The organism is Klebsiella sp. BIGb0149, assembly GCF_004362605.1.
GTDB lineage: Bacteria > Pseudomonadota > Gammaproteobacteria > Enterobacterales > Enterobacteriaceae > Klebsiella > Klebsiella terrigena.
Genome location: NZ_SNYG01000001.1, coordinates 1,226,472 through 1,244,322, shown reverse-complemented (window position 1 = coordinate 1,244,322; position 17,851 = coordinate 1,226,472). Strand labels below are relative to the sequence as shown.

Sequence of the window (17,851 nt, the reverse complement as noted above, 5' to 3'; positions counted from 1 at the left end):
GGGCAGAACCGGCGGTCTTCATTCCGCGGGCTGAATTACTCAGCAGATGGAGGCATTTTACCTTCCGGCGCTTTACGATCTGTCAGATGCTTCTCAAAATTAGCATTGAACTGTTTTTTCTGTTCCGGCGTCAGAATGTTGTAAATCTTGTTCTGGGTTTCGATACGAGAGAGTGCCATATCTTTATGCTGCGCTTCCATCTTGTCGATTTGCGCTTCCGCTTTCGCCTTATCGAAGGTATCGCTGGCAATCAGCTCATGCATCGCGCGGCGCTCGTCGAGAGACGGACGTTTCATATTTTCGCGCTGGCTCTTCATGATGTCGCGGATCTGCTGTTTCTGCGCATCGGTCAGGTTCAGGCCTTTAAACATCATTTCGTGCGGGCCGCCGTGCATTCCCTTATGGTGCATCATGGGTTTGCTGTCGCTCGGGGCGGCGGTGGTATCCGCAGCGTGAGCAAGGTTAGCGGCACCCAGGGCCAGAGTAGAGGCAACAAACAGAGCAGTAATCTTCTTCATATTCAGTCCTTACTTTAAGTTATTCTCACGGCCTGGTGCCGTGTTGACGAGATAAACTTTACGGCGTTTATCGTCAATTAGTCAGAGCAAGCGTAAAACAATGAAAGTGTAAAAAACATTTTCTCACCAATTGTGGAGAAAATAAGGAAAATGAGGAGAGAATTGCAACGAAAAATAATTAAGAAGCTGTTTTATAAAGAAATCATGGAGATTATAAAGCAGCGGAGATTAAAAACAAAGCGGTTAGCCAGGAATAATCTGCAATCAAACGTCAGCGCACGAAAAAATAAGACTATACAAGACGACCGGCAGTGAAAATTTACGCCGCCGCGATCAGGCAGCGGGCGTATTTATGTTCAGGGCAGCCGCTCCAGCATCAGCCCGGCGCGCAGGCCCAGCGCGACCGAAGGGTTCGGGAACAGCACGTACTCCTCGGCCTTTTCCACCACGTAACGGGTCTCACCGTCCTCCGCCAGCAGCGTCCCGGCGCTAAACGGCGTAAAGTTAAGCGTCTGCGCCGGCATATGCAGCTGAAAACGTTCGCTGGCGCGGGTGATCTGCTGTACCACCCGATAGCGCAGCGCTTCGTGCCCCTCTTCTACCGCCAGGTCGCCGACCAGTAAACGCATCAGCGCGCGCTGGGTAACGGCAAATTGCGTCAGATCGTTCGCGCCAAACGGCAGCGCCTTGCCCAGCTCAAGGGTGCAGGCGAGCGCCGCAAAGCGGTCGCTGCTGAAGTGGGTAAAGGTGCCTGCCGGCTGCTGATGAAAGACCAGTGCCTCCAGCCCCGCCGCGCCCAGCCAGCTAAGGAAGGCGTCATCCCACGGCGCCGGTCGCGCCGGAAGCACCCCAAAGCGGAGGTGATGCGATCCGCGGATCGCGGTATGCAGATCGAGATGCCAGCGCGCGCCGCCGGCGTCGGCATAAAACCGAGTCAGCACCGTTTCCAGCCGCCGCGCCCGCCTCGTTTCATCGCTGGCGGGGAAGCTCTGCCAGCGTCCGCTAAACATGCGGTTGATGTCGCTATCGAGATAGCGCCTGTCGGCCCGCAGCGCCGGAGGATTGCCCAACACCACCAGCAGCCGCCAGCGCAGCGGCAGCTCGCCGCTGAACAGCTGCCGCAGCAGGATGTCGGTCATCTCTACCGGCGCGGTTTCATTACCGTGAAGCCCGGAAGAGAGCACCAGCGCGCGCTCGCAGCGCGCGTGCGGCGTGAGCTGAAGCACGCCGTGGTCCAGCCAGTGCCAGCGGAAGTGCGCCGTTTCGCCGTGAAAATGATGGGGCAAACGCCCCGCGAGGGTTAATGTCAGAAAGTCGTCCACTGCGCCACCTCTATTGCTGGAACGGGTAAACGGAACCGAGCTGCATAATCTGCGTCAGCCGGTCAAGGGCCTCGCGTCCTTCGCTCAGCAGCTGCGGGTCCGCCAGATCCGCCTGCGTCAGACGATCGCGGTAGTAACGTTCGACCCAATCGTTGAGCGCGATGAACAGGCGATCGTTCATCAGCACCGCCGGATTAACCGCCCGCAGCTCCTCTTCCGTTAGCACCACCCGCAGGCGCAGGCAGGCCGGGCCGCCGCCGTTGGCCATGCTCTCGCGCAGATCGTAGACCTGCAGCTCATCGATGGGGTTGTCCTGCTCCAGCAGCCGGTTCAGATAGCGCCAGACTCCGGCGTGCTCCTGCGCCTCCTGGGGCAAAATAAGCCGCATCGCGCCGCCGGGTTTGCTCAGCAGCTGGCTGTTAAACAGGTAGGTCGCTACCGCCTCTTCAACCGTCACCGCGCTGGTCGGCACCACCACCGGCGTAAATCCGGCCACCAGTCCGGCCAGCCGGTGCAGCAGCTGCGGCTGATCGACAAACGCTTCCTCATGACAAAACAGCACCTGCTGATTGCTCACCGCAATGACATCGTTATGAAAAACGCCTTTATCGATAACCGCCGGGTTCTGCCGGGCGAAGACGATCTGCCGGGGGTTAACCTGATTGAGCCGCGCGACGGCCTGGCTGGCCTCCAGCGCCTGGCGCGCCGGATAGCGCGCGGGCAGAGCGTCACCTCCCAGCTCGCGACCATAGACAAACAGCTGCAGACCGGGCGCCCCGTACTCGCCGCCGAGGCGGTTATGGTTCGCCGCGCCTTCGTCGCCAAACAGCGCCACCTGCGGAAGCGCCGGATGCACGGCAAACCGCCCTTCGTCCGGGAAAATGGCGCGCAATAGCGCCTCGGTGGTCGGCGCCTCGCTGGCGCGGTGGAATTTGTCGTTCAGGTTGGCGACGGTCAGATGCACTCTGCCATCCAGCGAATCGGCAGAAGGCGACACCGTCGCGGCGTTGGCCACCCACATTGAAGAAGCGGAGCTGGCCGCCGACAGCAGATCCGGCGCCTGCCGCGCGGCACGCTCCACCACCTGCGCATCGCTGCCGGTAAAACCAAGCTGACGCAAAAGCGCGACGTTCGGCCGCTCCTGCGGCGGGATCACCGCCTGCTGATAGCCCGCGTCCGCCAGCGCCTTCATTTTTTTTAGTCCCTGCTTCGCCGCCAGCTGCGGGTTCGATACCCGATAGCGGTGCTTCGTCGAAGCCTCGTTGCCAAAGGAGAGCCCGGCGTAGTGGTGCGTCAGGCCGGGGAGCCCGTCAAAATTCACTTCCCACGCGTTCATCGGGCCGATCCTTGCCGGAAGTCGAGGCCCGGGCTGAGGGTTTCCGGCAGCGTCAGCTCCGGCGACTCCAGGCTTGCCATCGGCCAGGCGCAATAATCCGCCGCGTACCAGGCTCCGGGACGATGGTTGCCCGACGCGCCGATGCCGCCAAAGGGTGCGGTGCTGGCGGCGCCGGTCAGCGGTTTGTTCCAGTTTACGATCCCGGCCCGCGCCTCCAGCAGCAGCTGGTCAAACTTCTCGCGCTCGGCAGAAATCAGCCCGCACGAGAGCCCAAAACGCGTGGCGTTGGCCAGCGCGATCGCCTGCTCAAATTCGTCATAGCGCCAGACGCACAGCAGCGGACCGAAGACCTCTTCGTCTTTCACCCCGGCAACGTCGGTTAGCTCGACGATCCCCGGGGTCAGCAGCGAGGTTCCAGCCTCCAGCAGCCGCGGCTCCAGCAGCGTTTTGCCGCCGCTGGCGACGTGCTGCAGCCAGGCCTGATGGACCTTCTGCGCCGCCTGCGGGGAGATTAAACCGCCGAGGAACGGCTGGGGCTCCGCGTCCCACGCGCCGGGAATAAGCCGCTGCGCGACGGCCACCAATCGCGCCAGGAACGCATCTCCGGCCTCGCCGCGCTTCACCAGCAGACGGCGAGCGCAGGTGCAGCGCTGCCCGGCGGTAATAAAGGCCGACTGGATGGTCAAATGCACGGCGGCATCAATATCCTGCGGCTCGTCAACGATCAGCGGGTTGTTGCCGCCCATTTCGAGCGCGAGGATCTTCTCCGGCTGTCCGGCCAGCTGGCGATGCAGCTGAAAGCCGGTAGCGGAGCTGCCGGTGAACAGCAGCCCGTCAATATCGGACTGGCCGCTCAGCGCCTCGCCGGTTTCGCGCCCGCCCTGCAGCAGGTTCAGCACGCCCGGTGGCAGGCCCGCTTCGGCCCACAGCTTCACCACCGCCTCGCCGCTCTGCGGCGTCAGCTCGCTCGGTTTAAACACTACCGTATTCCCCGCCAGCAGCGCCGGTACGATATGGCCGTTTGGCAGATGGCCGGGGAAATTGTACGGACCGAATACCGCCAGCACGCCGTGCGGCCGATGGCGCAGCGTCGCCGACCCGTCGCCCATGGCGGTGTGCGCCTCGCCGGTACGGCTGTGGTAGGCCTTGAGCGAAATGGCAATTTTATTGATCATCGCGCCAACTTCCGTCGCCGCCTCCCAGCGCGGCTTGCCGGTTTCGGCGGCAATGATGGCCGTCAGCGGCGCTTTGTTGGCCTCCAGCAGGGCGGCAAACTTTTCGACGATCGCCTGGCGCACGCGAAGCGGCGCTTTGGCCCACGCCGGAAACGCGCGCCGGGCGGCCTCAACCGCCTGCGCAACCTGCCCGGCGTCAGCGTCGTTACCCTGCCACAGCGGCTCTGCGCTCACCGGGTTGCTTTTACTGCGGGCCGGGCCGCGCCCGGTTTGCCAGTCGCCGTTAATCCATAGACTCATCACTTTTTCTCCTCGGGGATCAGGCGCACCATGCGGATACGGTCGCCGGGGTGGCATTTGAGGGCATCCAGCTCGCGGGCGCTCAGCAGCAGACGGTCGGTATCGGGGTCGGCCTGCACCAGCATCGCGCGAAACTGCTGATACTGCTCGTTGGCGACCAGGCACAGCGGCCAATCGCCCGGCGCCGGCTGTCCTTCCGCCACGGCGACCAGCCGGCTTTTGCGAATCGCCCGCACCCGGTCGATATCGCACTCCAGGGTTGGGCCGCCGTCGAAAATATCGACATAGTTGCGGTAGCGGAAACCCTCCTTCTCCAGCACCGCCCGCGCAGGGGCGGTTTGCGGATGCACTTCACCAATGACCGCCCGCGCTTCATCGGATAAAAAGTCGATATAGAGCGGATGCTTCGGCATCAGCGCGGCGATAAACGCCTTCTGCCCGGTGCCGCACAGATAGTCAGCGCGGGAAAACTCCATCGCAAAGAAGCGCTTGCCCAGGCTCTCCCAGAACGGCGAGTAGCCGCTGTCGTCGATGACGCCGCGCATCTCGGCCACCACTTTTTCATTAAAGCGCTCGCGGAAGGCGGCCATAAACATAAAGCGCGATTTCGACAGCAGGTAGCCGTTGCCCTCTTTGCGCCACGCCGGGTCGAGAAACAGCGTGCACAGCTCGCTGCTGCCGGTGTGGTCATTGCTGAGAAACAGGGTCGGCAGCGCGTTGTAGACGTTCAGCTCTTTCGAGGCGTGAACCTGGGTGCCGACGCGGTAGTTGTACCAGGGATCGTTCAGCCCCACCGCCACCTCGACCGCGCAGATGCCCACCACCGCGCCGCTGGCCGTATCTTCAAGGACGAAAACGTAGCCCTGCTCGCTTTTCGGCAGCTCGCCGCGCCAGGTCTTTTGCGAGCGATCGATCCGCGCCGCCAGCGTCGCTGCGTCGGCCGGCAGCGAGGTCAGGCCGCCGCCGGTTTCACCCGCCAGCGTCAGCAGCCCCGCCAGATCGCCCTGTTCCACCGGACGGATAACCATCATGATGACGCTCCCGCGAGGAAGTGGCGGCAGGCCAGCTCAAAGCGATCCAGACCGGCGTTCACCTCTTCCTCACTCACTATTAGCGCCGGCGCGAAGCGCACCACGTTCGCGCCGGCAATCAGGATCATCAGCCCATCTTCCGCCGCCTGGGTGCTGATAGCTTTGGCCTTACCGGCGTACTCATCCTTCAGCACGCAGCCAATCAGCAGCCCGAGGCCGCGGGTCTCTTTGAACAGGCCATAGCGGGCGTTAATCGCCTCCAGCCGCTCGCTGAACCACTGGTGGCGCTGCTTAACGCCGTTCAGAACCGCCGGCGTATTGATAATCGACAGCACCTCGCCGGCGACCGCGCAGGCCAGCGGATTGCCGCCGTAGGTCGTGCCGTGAGTACCCACGGTCATCACGCTGGCGCACTCTTCGCTGGCCAGCAGCGCGCCAATCGGGAAGCCGCCGCCCAGCGCCTTGGCGGTCGACAGCACGTCCGGCGTCACGCCGTAGTGCATGTAGGCATAGAGTTCGCCGGTGCGCCCGACGCCGGTTTGCACCTCATCGAAAATCAGCAGCGCATTGTGGGCGTCGCACAGCTCGCGCAGGCCGCGCAGGAATGCCGGGTCCGCCGGCACCACGCCGCCTTCGCCCTGCATCGGCTCGACGATGACCGCGCAGGTATCGTCGTCAATCAGCGCCCGGGCGGAGTCCAGGTCGTTATAGACCGCGTGCTGGATCTGCGGGGGCAGCGGCGCAAAGTCTGCGGAATAGGCCGGCTGGCCGCCGGCAGAAACGGTAAACAGCGTCCGCCCGTGGAACGCATTTTTGAATGCCACGATGCCGCTTTTCTGGCTGCCGTAGCGGTCGTGAGCGTATTTGCGCGCCAGCTTCAGCGCTGCTTCGTTGGCCTCAGCGCCAGAGTTGCAGAAAAAGACCCGATCGGCAAAGGTGGCGTCAATAAGCTGTTTCGCCAGCCGCAGCGCCGGCTCGTTGGTGTAGCCGTTGCCGGTATGCCAGAACTTCCCGGCCTGCTCCGTCAGCGCGTTAACCAGCCGAGGGTGCGCGTGCCCCAGCGCGTTCACCGCGATGCCGCCGGCAAAATCGATATACTCTTTCCCCTGCTGATCCCACAGGCGTGAGCCCTCACCGCGTACCGGAATAAACGCCGCCGGCGCGTAAACCGGCATCATCCATTGATCAAAGTTGCTGCGCGTAATTGACTGAGACATATCGACCTCTTCCGGTAAATAAAAAGTATGAATAATGTTAAATATTATGAGTGATTACGCTGTAAATGTAGATTGCACGCATCGTGCCAGCCAGAGGAAAAAATGCATAAACTGAGGTAGATCGCGGAATATCAATAGCTTACAAAAGTGAAATATTCACATTAAATGCATAAATAGTGAATAACAATCCGATAAAGGCCGATGAACAGTGAATAAAACAGATAGTTTATTCATCAGTAAGATATAATTCTGTATTTGTGATCCTCTACGAAATTTATCGTAGATATTCGCCCTTTTTTGGCGCGGGACGCGCCAGAATGGTGCAGGATTTGGCCATTCACCGCCCTGCGCCCGGCGCGGCGGACAATAAAATGCCTTCCGGCAGCCAGCCCGCCGAATTTCTGCTAACATCCCTGCACTATTCACCTAGCACAGTGGCAGCGACTATGAAATTTGTCTCTTTTAATATCAACGGCCTGCGTGCGCGCCCGCATCAGCTGGCCGCCATCGTCGACAAGCATCAGCCTGACGTCATTGGCCTGCAGGAAACCAAAGTTCACGACGACATGTTCCCTCTCGAAGAGGTGGCAAAGCTCGGCTACAACGTGTTCTACCACGGGCAGAAAGGCCACTACGGCGTCGCCCTGCTGACCAAAGAGACGCCGGTTAGCGTCCGTCGCGGCTTCCCGGGCGACGATGAAGAGGCCCAGCGCCGCATTATCATGGCGGAAATCCCCAGCGCGTCCGGCAACGTGACGGTGATAAACGGCTACTTCCCGCAGGGCGAAAGCCGCGATCATCCGACAAAATTCCCCGCCAAGGCGGCTTTTTACCAGAACCTGCAGGACTACCTCGATAACGAGCTGAAAAAGGACAATCCGGTGCTGATTATGGGCGATATGAACATCAGCCCGACGGACCTCGATATCGGCATCGGCGAAGAGAGCCGCAAGCGCTGGCTGCGCACCGGTAAATGTTCGTTCCTGCCGGAGGAGCGCGAGTGGATGGCGCGCCTGCTGGGCTGGGGCCTGGTCGATACCTGGCGCCACGCCAACCCGGAAAACAACGAGCAGTTCTCATGGTTCGACTACCGCTCTAAAGGCTTCGACGACAATCGCGGCCTGCGTATCGATCTGCTGCTGGCCAGCACCCCGCTGGCGCAGCGCTGCGTCGAAACCGGCATTGATTACGAAATTCGCGCGATGGAAAAACCCTCCGATCACGCGCCGGTGTGGGCCACCTTTAAGCCGTAACCCCGCTGACCTGACTCTCCGCCCTCTGCCGGGCGGAGAGTCAGATTATCCTGAGCAAAATCAACAAAGCGGCGGTAATCCGTTGTTGCGCTGCGCGATTTACTATACTGTCGCGCGCACCGTTATTTCCCGAGAACAGGCTCAAGGGGCGCGGTTTTTACAGGAGACCCCCAATGCAAAAGAAGCCGTTATCCCGCTGAATATAAACTGCTGCTTGCCGCTATTCTGCTGTGTACTGCCGCCGGCGCCGTCTATCACTTCGGCCTCGGCGGGCTGCTGACCCATTTCCGCCATCTGCAGACGCTGATCGCTCAGAGCGGCGCCTACGGCTATCTGCTCTATATCGCGCTATTTATTGTCGCCACGCTGTGCCTGATCCCCGGCACTATTCTGGTGGCGGTGGGCGGTATTGTCTTTGGCCCGCTGACGGGCACGCTTTTATCGCTCTGCGCCGCCACCGTTGGCTCTGCGCTTTCATTCCTGCTCGCCCGCTGGCTGGGCCGCGACGCGCTGCTGAAATACGCCGGCGATACGGCAACGCTGCGGGCAATCGAGCGCGGCATTGCCCGTAACGGCAGCGATTTTTTAATTCTGACGCGGCTGGTTCCGCTGTTTCCGTATAATATCCAAAACTATGCCTATGGCCTGACGGCCATTTCATTCTGGTCATTTACGCTTATTTCCGCGCTCACTACTCTGCCGGGTATCTTTATCTATACCCTGATGGCCAGCGAGCTCGCCAGGGAGGGCATAACCCTCGCGTTTATGCTTAAGCTGAGCCTCGCCGGCATGACGCTGTTTGGCCTGGTTCAGGCGGCGAAAATGTTTGCCCGCCGTCGGCGGATCGCACCCGATAATATCAAGGCTGAGGATGAGACCCGATAAACCGCGCCCGTTTCGCTACTATCGGCTCGTGACCGTCGTCGCGCTGGCCGCCGCGCTGCTCATCGGCTGGCGGGTCCCTGCCGCGAATGAGTTTATTCAGCGCAGCCTGGCGGCGTTCTCGGCGCTGGACCCGCAGGCCGTTGAGCGCTTTATCGACTCGTACGGCCCGCAGGCAGCGCTGGTCTCTTTCGCCCTCATGATCCTGCAGGCCGTGGTCGCCCCGCTGCCCGCCTTTTTAATCACCTTCGCCAACGCCTCGCTGTTTGGCGCGTTCTGGGGCGGCCTTCTCTCCTGGGCCAGCGCGATGGCGGGCGCGGCGCTGTGCTTTTTCATCGCCAGAGTCTTCGGCCGCGAGGCGGTTGAGAAGCTGACCGGAAAAACGATCCTCCGCAGCATGGACGCCTTTTTTGACCGCTACGGCAGGCACACCGTGCTGGTTTGCCGGCTGCTGCCGTTTGTGCCGTTCGATCCCATCAGCTACGCCGCCGGCCTGACCTCCATTCGCTTTCGCCAGTTTGCGATCGCCACCGGCGTCGGCCAGCTACCGGCCACCATCGTCTACTCCTGGGCGGGCAGCCTGTTAACCGGCGGGACCTTCTGGCTGGTCACCGGACTCTCTATTTTGCTGGCGCTGGTGGTGGTTATCGCTGTCGCCAAAGCGCGCTACTCTGAACGTCAAAAGAGGAATTCACCATGAGTTTGCCGCCGCTGGACTCCGTTCCGCCGATCCTCCGCCCGCAGGCCTGGCTGCACCGCCGCCACTACGGGGAGGTGCTCAACCCGATCCGCTGGTGGGGGCGCATTCCGTTTATTTTTTACCTGGTGTCGATGTTTGTCGGCTATCTCGAACGCCGACGCTCGCCGCTCGACCCGGTGCTGCGTTCGCTGGTCAGCGCGCGCATTGCCCAGATGTGCCTGTGCGAATTTTGTATTGATATTACGCAGATGAAGCTGGCGCAACGCAGCGGCGGCCGCGATAAATTACTGGCGGTCGCCGACTGGCGGCACAGCGGGCTGTTCAGCGATAGCGAGCGGCTGGCGCTGGAATATGCCGAGGCCGCCAGCCTGACGCCCCCCACCGTTGACGACGCGCTGCGCAACCGGCTGGCGGCACGCTTTGATGCCCGGGCGCTCACCGAGCTGACGGCGCTGATCGGCCTGCAAAACCTCTCCGCGCGCTTTAATTCCGCCATGGCCATCCCGGCGCAGGGCCTGTGCCGGATCCCGACCTCCGGGCCTGCAGATTCAAAATCATAAGGAGTGAGTATGCGTTGTTGTTGGATTTGGCTGGCGGCGCTGCTGCTTATGCCGCTGGCGGTCAGCGCCGGCGAGAGCTGGCAGCAGACCGAAGCGCAGGCGCGCGGGCAAACGGTGTGGTTTAACGCCTGGGGCGGCGATCCGGCGGTCAACCGCTACCTGGATTGGGTCAGCGAGGCGGTTAAGCGCGACTATGCGATTGACCTGCGGATCGTCCATATTGCCGATGCCGCCGATGCCGTCAGGCGGATCCAGACCGAAGCGCGGGCCGGACGCAGCCGCGGCGGCTCCATTGACCTGCTGTGGGTTAACGGCGAGAACTTTCATACACTGAAAGCCGCCGGGCTGCTGCAAACCGGGTGGGCGCAGGCGCTGCCCAGCTGGCGCTATGTCGATCGGCAGAAGCCGGTCAGCGAGGATTTTTCCATGCCCACCGACGGCGCGGAGTCGCCGTGGGGCAGCGCCCAGCTCACCTTTATCGCCCGCCGCTCGCAAACCCCGGACGGTCCGAAAAACCCGCAGGCGCTGCTGGCGTTTGCCGCCGCCCATCCGGGAAGCGTCACCTATCCCCGCCCGCCGGACTTCATCGGTACCGCTCTGCTGGAGCAGCTGCTTATCGACCTGACCCGGCAGCCCGACGCCCTTCGCCAGCCGCCGCAGGCCGCGAGCTTTGCCGAGGTCACCGCTCCGCTGTGGCGCTATCTCGACGAGCTTCATCCGCTGCTGTGGCGCGAAGGCGGCGATTTCCCGCCCTCCGCGGCGCGCATGGATACCATGCTGGCGAACGGCACCCTGCGCCTCTCGCTCACCTTTAACCCGCTGCATGCGCAGCAAAAGGCCGCCAGCGGCGAGCTGCCGGAGGATAGCTACGGATTTGGCTTCACCAAAGGCACCCTCGGCAACGTGCACTTTGTGACGATCCCGGCCAACGCCCGCGCATCGGCGGGAGCGAAGGTGGTGGCGAATTTTCTGCTGTCGCCGGCGGCGCAGCTGCGCAAGGCCGATCCCGCGGTATGGGGCGATCCGAGCGTTCTGGACCCGCAGGCTCTGCCGCCGGCCGAGGGCGATGCCCTGCGGCGGCTGATGCCGCAGAATATGCCGCCGGTACTGGCGGAACCGCACGCCGCCTGGGTTGACGCGCTGGAGCAGGAATGGCTGCGCCGCTACGGCACACGCTGAGCCTGCTGGCGTGGGGCGCGATGGGGCTGATTTATCTGCCCCTGCTGCCCGCGGCAGGGCTGATGCTTGCCCCCGCGCTGCGCCTCTCCCGCTGGCAGGCGCTGTTTGCCGATCCGCAGCTGTGGCAGGCGCTCAGCGCAACCCTGGTCTCAACCCTGCTGTCGGTCGGCGGCGCGCTGCTGCTCACCCTGGCCGTCACCGGGGCGCTGTGGCCCTCCCGACGCTGGCGGCGGCTGGCCGGGCGTCTGCCGCTGCTGCTGGCGGTGCCGCACGTGGCCTTCGCCACCGCCGCGCTGCTGCTGTTTGCCGAAGGCGGCTGGTGGTATCGGGTCTGTACCTTCTGCACGCCCGCCGTCGATCGCTACGGCCTGGGGCTCGGCCTGACGCTGGCGGTGAAGGAGAGCGGCTTTTTGCTGTGGGCGATCTACGGCCTGATGGGCGAAAAGCGGCTGGCTGAGCAGGTCACGGTGCTGAAGAGCCTCGGCTACGGCCGCTGGCAGTGCCTGCACTGGCTTATTCTGCCGACGCTGATGCCCTCGCTGGCGATTATCCTGCTCGCCACCACCGCCTGGAGCCTGTCGGCGGTAGACGTCGCGCTCATCCTCGGTCCGGGAAATCCGCCAACGCTGGCGGTGCTGGCCTGGCAGTGGCTAAACCAGGGAGACGAGCTGCAGCAGGCAAAAGGGGCGCTCGCCAGCCTGCTGCTGGTGGGTATTCTGGGGCTGCTGGCCGCCGGCGCGTGGGGAGCCTGGCGCCTGTGGCGTCGGCGGATACCGGACCTGCGGGGAGTGCGGCGTCTCCGCTCCGACGCGGGCGTCGGGCGCGTCGTGGCCATCGCCGTACCGCTGAGCGGCCTGCTCTGCGCCCTGTTTCTCGCCGCCGTCGCGCAAACCGCCGTTCCGGCAGGCGCCAGCGTCGCCAATAGCCTGACCCTGGCGCTCCTCTCCTGCGCGCTGGGCGGCATCATTTGCCTGCTGTGGCTGGAGTATGGGCCTTCCCGCGGCGACGGTTGGATCTGGCTGCCGCCGCTTCTCCCGGCGCTGCCGCTGGCGGACGGTCAGTATCAGCTGGCGCTCTACGCGTGGCTGGACGGACGGCTCTTCACCGTCCTGTGGGGCCACCTGCTGTGGGTCGTGCCGTGGATGCTGTTTATATTGCGCCCGGCATGGCGCAACCGCGATCCGCGCATGGAGCTGATCGCCCGCACGCTCGGCTGGCGACGCGGACGGATATTGTGTCTGGTTAAGCTGCCGCTGCTCGTTCGCCCGCTGCTGGCGGCGCTGGCGGTTGGCTTCTCGGTCAGCATTGCCCAGTATCTGCCAACGCTCTGGCTGGGCGCCGGACGCACGCCGACGTTAACCAGCGAAGCCGTGGCGCTGAGCAGCGGCGGGGATACGCAAAGCCTTGCCGCTCAGGCATTATGGCAGCTGCTGCTGCCCGCGCTCTTCTTTACCCTCACCGCCCTGCTGGCCTGGCTGGCGGGCCGCTACCGACGAGGATTACGCTAGTGCTGACCGTGAATAACCTGACCCTGACGCTCAACGGCAGGCCGCTGCTGCGGGACGTTGAATTTTGCGTCGCCCCTGGGGAAGTGCTGACGCTGATGGGCCCCTCCGGGAGCGGGAAATCGACGCTGTTTGCCTGGATGGCCGGCGCGCTTGACGAGAATTTTCACGCCGCAGGCGAACTGTGGCTGGGCGACGAGCGCTGCGACCGACTCCCCACCGAGCGGCGGCGAATCGGCGTTCTTTTTCAGGATGCTCTGCTGTTCGATGGCTTTAGCGTCGGGCAAAACCTGATGCTCGCGGTGGCGCCTGAGGTTCGCGGCGCAGAACGGCGCGCCCTGGTGGAGCAAACCCTGGATCGCGCCGGGCTGACGGGGTTTTACCCTCGCGATCCGGCGACGCTCTCCGGCGGACAGCGCGCGCGCGTCAGCCTGCTGCGGGCGCTGCTGGCCCGGCCGCTGGCGCTGCTGCTGGACGAGCCGTTTAACCGCCTCGATGCCGGACTGCGCGCCGATTTTCGCCGCTGGGTGTTCGACGAGCTTGCCCGGCTGGCGATCCCGGCGGTGCTGGTCACCCACGACGGCCACGATATCCCCGCCGCCGGCCGCTGCCTGCAGATGATCCGCTGGCAATGAAAACCACCCTGACCTGCGTTATCGCAAAGAATTCACCGCCGGGAGCGAGGAGAATAGCCGCTCAATTTTCTACTGTCGGGCATTTCGATGAAACGTGTTTCTCAATTGACCGCGCTCGCCCTGCTGGTTGGGCTTGCTGCTTCCTCTACTTTCGCTGCTGACGCCATGCCGACGCTGACGCTCTCCGCCCTGCAACAACAGCACGGCGTCGCCATCGATACCCGCCTGAGCGCGTTTTATAACGGCTGGCCGCAGGCCAACGGCGGCCCGCAGGGCCACGAGCCGCAGGCGCTAAACCTCTCCGCCAGCTGGCTGGGCGCCATGAACGACCAGCAGCTCGGCGCATGGGCAGCCCAACATCGGCTGCAGGCCGCGACGCCCGTCGCGCTGTACGGTAGCGACGAGGACAATACCCGGGTTGCCGCTCGCCTGAAAGCCGCGGGTTTTAGCCATATCAACACCCTCAGCGACGCCCTCAGCCAGCCCGCGCGCCTGCAAAAGCTGCCGCACGTCGAACAGCTGGTCTACCCCCAGTGGCTGCACGATCTGCAGCAGGGTAAAGCGGTTGCCGCCGCCCCCGCCGGCCAGTGGAAAGTTTTTGAAGCCGCCTGGGGCGCGCCGAAATTTTACCTGCTGAACCATATTCCCGCCGCCGGCTATATCGACACCAACGAGGTGGAGAGCGAACCGCTGTGGAACAAAGTCTCCGACGCACAGCTGCAGGCCCTGCTGGCAAAAAACGGCATTCGTCATGACACCACGGTCATTCTCTACGGCCGCGACGTCTACGCCGCCGCGCGCGTGGCGCAGATCATGCTGTATGCGGGAGTGAAGGACGTTCGCCTGCTCGACGGCGGCTGGAAAACCTGGTCCGACGCCGGGCTGCCGGTCGAACGCGGCATGCCGGCGAAGCAGAAGCCGGAGCCGAACTTTGGCGCCGCTATCCCCGGACAGCCGCAGCTGATGCTGGATATGGAGCAGGCGCGCGGGCTGCTGCATCGTCAGGATGCCTCGCTGGTCAGCATTCGCTCGTGGCCGGAGTTTATCGGCACCACCAGCGGCTATAGCTATATCAAGCCCAAAGGTGAGATTGCCGGCGCGCGCTGGGGCCATGCGGGAAGCGATTCCACCCATATGGAGGATTTCCATAATCCGGATGGCACCATGCGCAGCGCCGACGACATTACCGCCATGTGGCAGCAGTGGAATATTCGCCCCGATCAGCAGGTCTCTTTCTACTGCGGAACCGGCTGGCGCGCCTCCGAGACCTTTATGTACGCCCGCGCGATGGGCTGGAAAAACGTCTCGGTCTACGACGGCGGCTGGTACGAGTGGAGCAGCAATCCTAAAAATCCGGTACAGAGCGGCGAGCGCGGTCCGGATAGCAGTATATAGCTGGCCTACGCCTGACGCTGAACCTGCTTCAGCGTCAGGTAGCCGCTGTAGATGCGGGTCGCCGTCGTCAGCCAGCACAGTCCGCCGAAGATCCACGCCAGCCAGACGAAGTGCGCCGGAAACAGGCAGCACAGCACGAACAGCAGGATCGTTTCCGTCCCCTCCGTCAGGCCGCCAATATAGTAAAACGATTTATGCGCATAGCCCGGGTTATCAATCTGGTGCTTTGCCGCCAGCGCCGCAAAGGCAAGGAAGCTGCTGCCGGTCCCGATAAAGGCAAACAGCAGCCAGCCGCCGGCAACGGCGTTGTGCAGCGGATCGGCGAGGATAAAGCCAAACGGCACCAGCGCATAAAACAGGAAATCGAGCGCAATATCGAGAAAGCCCCCGGCGTCGCTTAGCCCTCTGCGGCGCGCCAGCGCCCCGTCAAGCCCGTCCAGCAGCCGGTTCACGACAATGGCCGCCAGCGCCGCGTAATACCATCCTGCCGCCAGCAACGGCAGCGCCAGTACGCCAACGGCAAAGCCCAGCAGGGTTACGCCATCGGCGGAGGTGCCGGGGCGATCGAGCCGCACGGCGCAGGCGTTGAGCAGTGGCTTCAGGCGGGGGTGCAGATGGCGGTCGAGCACGGCATATCTCCAGCGGGCTAAGGGGTTGTCTGGGCGTCACAAAGGCGGTGATAATAGGCCATTATCCTTCATGGAACGATGATTCAGATGCTAAAAACCATTGATGTTGTGGCCGCCATTATTGAAAGAGACGGCTGCATTCTGCTCGCGCAGCGCCCGCCGCATGCTGACCAGCCGGGAATGTGGGAGTTTGCCGGCGGCAAGGTGGAGTCCGGCGAGAGCCAGGCGCAGGCGCTTGCCCGCGAGCTGCAGGAGGAGCTCGGCATCGTCGCCCTTCCCGCCCGCTATATCGCCAGCCACCGGCGGGAGGTCTCCGGCCGGCTGATTCATCTTCACGCCTGGTGGGTGCCCCACTTTAGCGGTACGCCAACCGCGCACTACCACAGCCAGCTCCGCTGGTGCTCGCCGCAGGAAGCCTTAACCTTCAACCTCGCGCCAGCGGATACCCCCCTGCTGGAAGCCTTTATCGCCCAAAGCGCGTCCCTCATTTCCCGCTAATACCGTCAGGCCGCGGTCATCGCTTTTAGTTATGACAGCCGGCGGATTATAAATTTTGCTTTCAGGGTAACTTTTCCTTGCTTGCCTAACGATTGCTGGTGTTATAGTCGGAAAATCGGCTTTTTCAAGGGCCGAATAATAATAAATATCCATAAAATCATTCAGGTTGCAGCGCGGCAGCATGGGAGCCTTTCTCCGGCGGCTTACGCGAGCAGGCGCACCGGGTAAGCGAGCGCCGCCAGCCTGAAGGATGACATGTATAAACGCAATCACAACCATAAGGGGAACTTATATCTATGGATCAGACGTGCACTCTGGAAGGTTTTCTCGCCCGCGTTCAACAGCGCGATCCTCATCAAACCGAATTTGCTCAGGCCGTCCGCGAGGTGATGACCACCCTGTGGCCTTTCCTTGAGGAAAATCCGCGCTATCGCCAGCTCAATTTGCTGGAACGTTTGGTTGAACCGGAGCGGGCTATCCAGTTCCGCGTCGTATGGGTTGATGACCGTAATCAGGTTCAGGTTAACCGCGCCTGGCGCGTGCAGTTCAACTCCGCCATCGGCCCGTACAAGGGCGGCATGCGCTTCCACCCGTCGGTCAACCTGTCGATCCTCAAATTCCTCGGCTTCGAGCAAACGTTTAAAAACGCCCTGACCACCCTGCCTATGGGCGGCGGTAAAGGCGGCAGCGACTTCGACCCGAAAGGGAAGAGCGACGGCGAAGTGATGCGCTTTTGCCAGTCGCTGATGACCGAACTGTATCGCCACTTAGGCCCGGACACCGACGTACCGGCTGGCGATATCGGGGTTGGCGGTCGCGAAGTGGGCTTTATGGCCGGGATGATGCGTAAGCTCTCCAACAACAGCGCCTGCGTGTTCACGGGCAAAGGGCTCTCCTTTGGCGGCAGCCTGATTCGCCCGGAAGCGACCGGCTATGGTCTGGTCTACTTCACCGAAGCGATGCTTAAACGCCACGGCCTGGGCTTCGAAGGAATGCGCGTGGCGGTTTCCGGCTCCGGCAACGTTGCCCAGTACGCCATCGAAAAGGCCATGGAGCTTGGCGCGCGCGTGATTACCGCCTCTGACTCCAGCGGCACCGTGGTTGACGAAGCGGGCTTTACCCCAGAGAAGCTGGCGCGCCTGTGCGAAATTAAAGCCAGCCGCGACGGTCGCGTTGCCGACTACGCCCGCGAGTTTGGCCTGCAGTACCTCGAAGGCCAGCAGCCATGGTCCGTGCCGGTGGATATTGCGCTGCCGTGCGCCACGCAAAACGAACTGGACGTTGACGCCGCCCGCCTGCTGATCGCCAACGGCGTGAAGGCCGTGGCCGAAGGCGCCAATATGCCGACCACCATCGCGGCAACCGACCTGTTCCTCGAAGCCGACGTGCTGTTCGCGCCGGGTAAAGCGGCTAACGCCGGCGGCGTGGCGACTTCCGGTCTCGAAATGGCGCAGAACGCCGCGCGAATGAGCTGGAAAGCAGAGAAGGTTGACGCTCGCCTGCACCACATCATGCTCGACATTCACCACGCCTGCGTGGAGTACGGCGGCGAAGCGAAGCAGACTAACTACGTGCGCGGCGCCAACATTGCCGGCTTCGTTAAAGTGGCCGACGCGATGCTGGCACAGGGCGTGATTTAATCCGCAGGCTCTCCCGGGTCGCGCGTATCCGGGAGAGCCGCTGACGGAGCCCAACGAAAAAGACCCCGGCCTGCGG

Annotated in this window: 17 protein-coding genes; 10 read left to right on the top strand and 7 right to left on the bottom strand. The window is 62.9% G+C overall.

The features are described from left to right. Positions 1–35 precede the first annotated feature (35 nt). The 6 genes from spy to astC all read right to left on the bottom strand — a co-directional run bounded on the left by spy (position 36) and on the right by astC (position 6,899). Complete coding sequence (spy, locus tag EDF75_RS05945) at positions 36–518, bottom strand: ATP-independent periplasmic protein-refolding chaperone Spy (RefSeq protein ID WP_133597749.1); 483 nt, start codon at positions 516–518, stop codon at positions 36–38. 356 nt (positions 519–874) lie between these two features. After that, complete coding sequence (gene astE, locus EDF75_RS05940; RefSeq protein ID WP_133597747.1) at positions 875–1,840, bottom strand: succinylglutamate desuccinylase; 966 nt, start codon at positions 1,838–1,840, stop codon at positions 875–877. A gap of 10 nt (positions 1,841–1,850) precedes the next feature. After that, entirely contained in the window at positions 1,851–3,176 is a 1,326-nt protein-coding gene (gene astB, locus EDF75_RS05935) for an N-succinylarginine dihydrolase (RefSeq protein WP_133597745.1), read from the bottom strand. Next, a complete protein-coding gene (astD, locus tag EDF75_RS05930; protein WP_133597743.1) occupies positions 3,173–4,651 on the bottom strand; it encodes a succinylglutamate-semialdehyde dehydrogenase in 1,479 nt (492 codons plus the stop codon). Before astD ends, astB begins: the two co-directional genes overlap by 4 nt. Further along, positions 4,651–5,682 carry an arginine N-succinyltransferase gene (astA, locus tag EDF75_RS05925; RefSeq protein WP_133597741.1) on the bottom strand — a complete coding sequence of 344 codons (1,032 nt, stop codon included), beginning with the start codon at positions 5,680–5,682 and terminating at the stop codon, positions 4,651–4,653. Before astA ends, astD begins: the two co-directional genes overlap by 1 nt. Next, entirely contained in the window at positions 5,679–6,899 is a 1,221-nt protein-coding gene (gene astC, locus EDF75_RS05920) for a succinylornithine/acetylornithine transaminase (protein WP_133597739.1), read from the bottom strand. Before astC ends, astA begins: the two co-directional genes overlap by 4 nt. A 446-nt stretch (positions 6,900–7,345) precedes the next feature. On the opposite strand from astC, the gene xthA reads away from it, so the two are divergent. From xthA to EDF75_RS05880, 8 genes are all read left to right on the top strand, one after another. Continuing rightward, positions 7,346–8,152 carry an exodeoxyribonuclease III gene (gene xthA / locus EDF75_RS05915; protein WP_133597737.1) on the top strand — a complete coding sequence of 269 codons (807 nt, stop codon included), beginning with the start codon at positions 7,346–7,348 and terminating at the stop codon, positions 8,150–8,152. A 225-nt stretch (positions 8,153–8,377) separates the two neighbouring features. Continuing rightward, positions 8,378–9,037, top strand: coding sequence for a TVP38/TMEM64 family protein (locus EDF75_RS05910; RefSeq protein WP_133597735.1), 660 nt, complete (start codon positions 8,378–8,380; stop codon positions 9,035–9,037). After that, positions 9,024–9,734 (top strand): TVP38/TMEM64 family protein, encoded by a 711-nt coding sequence (locus tag EDF75_RS05905; RefSeq protein WP_133597733.1) that lies wholly within the window; start codon positions 9,024–9,026, stop codon positions 9,732–9,734. Before EDF75_RS05910 ends, EDF75_RS05905 begins: the two co-directional genes overlap by 14 nt. After that, positions 9,731–10,294 carry a carboxymuconolactone decarboxylase family protein gene (locus EDF75_RS05900; RefSeq protein WP_133597731.1) on the top strand — a complete coding sequence of 188 codons (564 nt, stop codon included), beginning with the start codon at positions 9,731–9,733 and terminating at the stop codon, positions 10,292–10,294. The genes EDF75_RS05905 and EDF75_RS05900 overlap by 4 nt, the downstream gene beginning before the upstream one ends. A 9-nt stretch (positions 10,295–10,303) precedes the next feature. Beyond that, a complete protein-coding gene (locus tag EDF75_RS05895; protein WP_133597729.1) occupies positions 10,304–11,473 on the top strand; it encodes an ABC transporter substrate-binding protein in 1,170 nt (389 codons plus the stop codon). Further along, a complete protein-coding gene (locus EDF75_RS05890; RefSeq protein WP_133597727.1) occupies positions 11,446–12,981 on the top strand; it encodes an ABC transporter permease family protein in 1,536 nt (511 codons plus the stop codon). Before EDF75_RS05895 ends, EDF75_RS05890 begins: the two co-directional genes overlap by 28 nt. After that, the gene (locus EDF75_RS05885; protein ID WP_133597725.1) at positions 12,981–13,613 is read left to right on the top strand and encodes an ATP-binding cassette domain-containing protein; all 633 of its coding nucleotides are present in this window, start codon (positions 12,981–12,983) and stop codon (positions 13,611–13,613) included. The genes EDF75_RS05890 and EDF75_RS05885 overlap by 1 nt, the downstream gene beginning before the upstream one ends. Before the next feature lie 87 nt (positions 13,614–13,700). Then, positions 13,701–15,008: a sulfurtransferase gene (locus EDF75_RS05880; protein ID WP_133597723.1), complete on the top strand. Its 1,308-nt coding sequence runs from the start codon at positions 13,701–13,703 to the stop codon at positions 15,006–15,008. Positions 15,009–15,013: 5 nt separating this feature from the next. On the opposite strand, the gene EDF75_RS05875 is transcribed toward EDF75_RS05880, so the two are convergent. Beyond that, positions 15,014–15,637 (bottom strand): CDP-alcohol phosphatidyltransferase family protein, encoded by a 624-nt coding sequence (locus EDF75_RS05875; RefSeq protein ID WP_133597721.1) that lies wholly within the window; start codon positions 15,635–15,637, stop codon positions 15,014–15,016. 87 nt (positions 15,638–15,724) lie between these two features. Here EDF75_RS05875 and EDF75_RS05870 point away from each other — a divergent pair, with 87 nt between their 5' ends. Further along, on the top strand, positions 15,725–16,135 hold the full coding sequence (locus EDF75_RS05870) for a pyrimidine (deoxy)nucleoside triphosphate diphosphatase (RefSeq protein WP_133597720.1): 411 nt from the start codon (positions 15,725–15,727) through the stop codon (positions 16,133–16,135). Positions 16,136–16,431: 296 nt separating this feature from the next. Next, on the top strand, positions 16,432–17,775 hold the full coding sequence (gdhA, locus tag EDF75_RS05865; protein WP_123551298.1) for an NADP-specific glutamate dehydrogenase: 1,344 nt from the start codon (positions 16,432–16,434) through the stop codon (positions 17,773–17,775). Positions 17,776–17,851: the final 76 nt, after the last annotated feature.

Coding starts and splice junctions, on each gene's coding strand:
- spy (WP_133597749.1), bottom strand. CDS start 518: ATGAAGAAGATTACTGCTCTGTTTGTTGCCTCTACTCTGGCCCTGGGT.
- astB (WP_133597745.1), bottom strand. CDS start 3,176: ATGAACGCGTGGGAAGTGAATTTTGACGGGCTCCCCGGCCTGACGCAC.
- astD (WP_133597743.1), bottom strand. CDS start 4,651: ATGAGTCTATGGATTAACGGCGACTGGCAAACCGGGCGCGGCCCGGCC.
- astA (WP_133597741.1), bottom strand. CDS start 5,682: ATGATGGTTATCCGTCCGGTGGAACAGGGCGATCTGGCGGGGCTGCTG.
- astC (WP_133597739.1), bottom strand. CDS start 6,899: ATGTCTCAGTCAATTACGCGCAGCAACTTTGATCAATGGATGATGCCG.
- xthA (WP_133597737.1), top strand. CDS start 7,346: ATGAAATTTGTCTCTTTTAATATCAACGGCCTGCGTGCGCGCCCGCAT.
- EDF75_RS05905 (WP_133597733.1), top strand. CDS start 9,024: ATGAGACCCGATAAACCGCGCCCGTTTCGCTACTATCGGCTCGTGACC.
- EDF75_RS05900 (WP_133597731.1), top strand. CDS start 9,731: ATGAGTTTGCCGCCGCTGGACTCCGTTCCGCCGATCCTCCGCCCGCAG.
- EDF75_RS05895 (WP_133597729.1), top strand. CDS start 10,304: ATGCGTTGTTGTTGGATTTGGCTGGCGGCGCTGCTGCTTATGCCGCTG.
- EDF75_RS05890 (WP_133597727.1), top strand. CDS start 11,446: ATGGCTGCGCCGCTACGGCACACGCTGAGCCTGCTGGCGTGGGGCGCG.
- EDF75_RS05880 (WP_133597723.1), top strand. CDS start 13,701: ATGAAACGTGTTTCTCAATTGACCGCGCTCGCCCTGCTGGTTGGGCTT.
- EDF75_RS05870 (WP_133597720.1), top strand. CDS start 15,725: ATGCTAAAAACCATTGATGTTGTGGCCGCCATTATTGAAAGAGACGGC.
- gdhA (WP_123551298.1), top strand. CDS start 16,432: ATGGATCAGACGTGCACTCTGGAAGGTTTTCTCGCCCGCGTTCAACAG.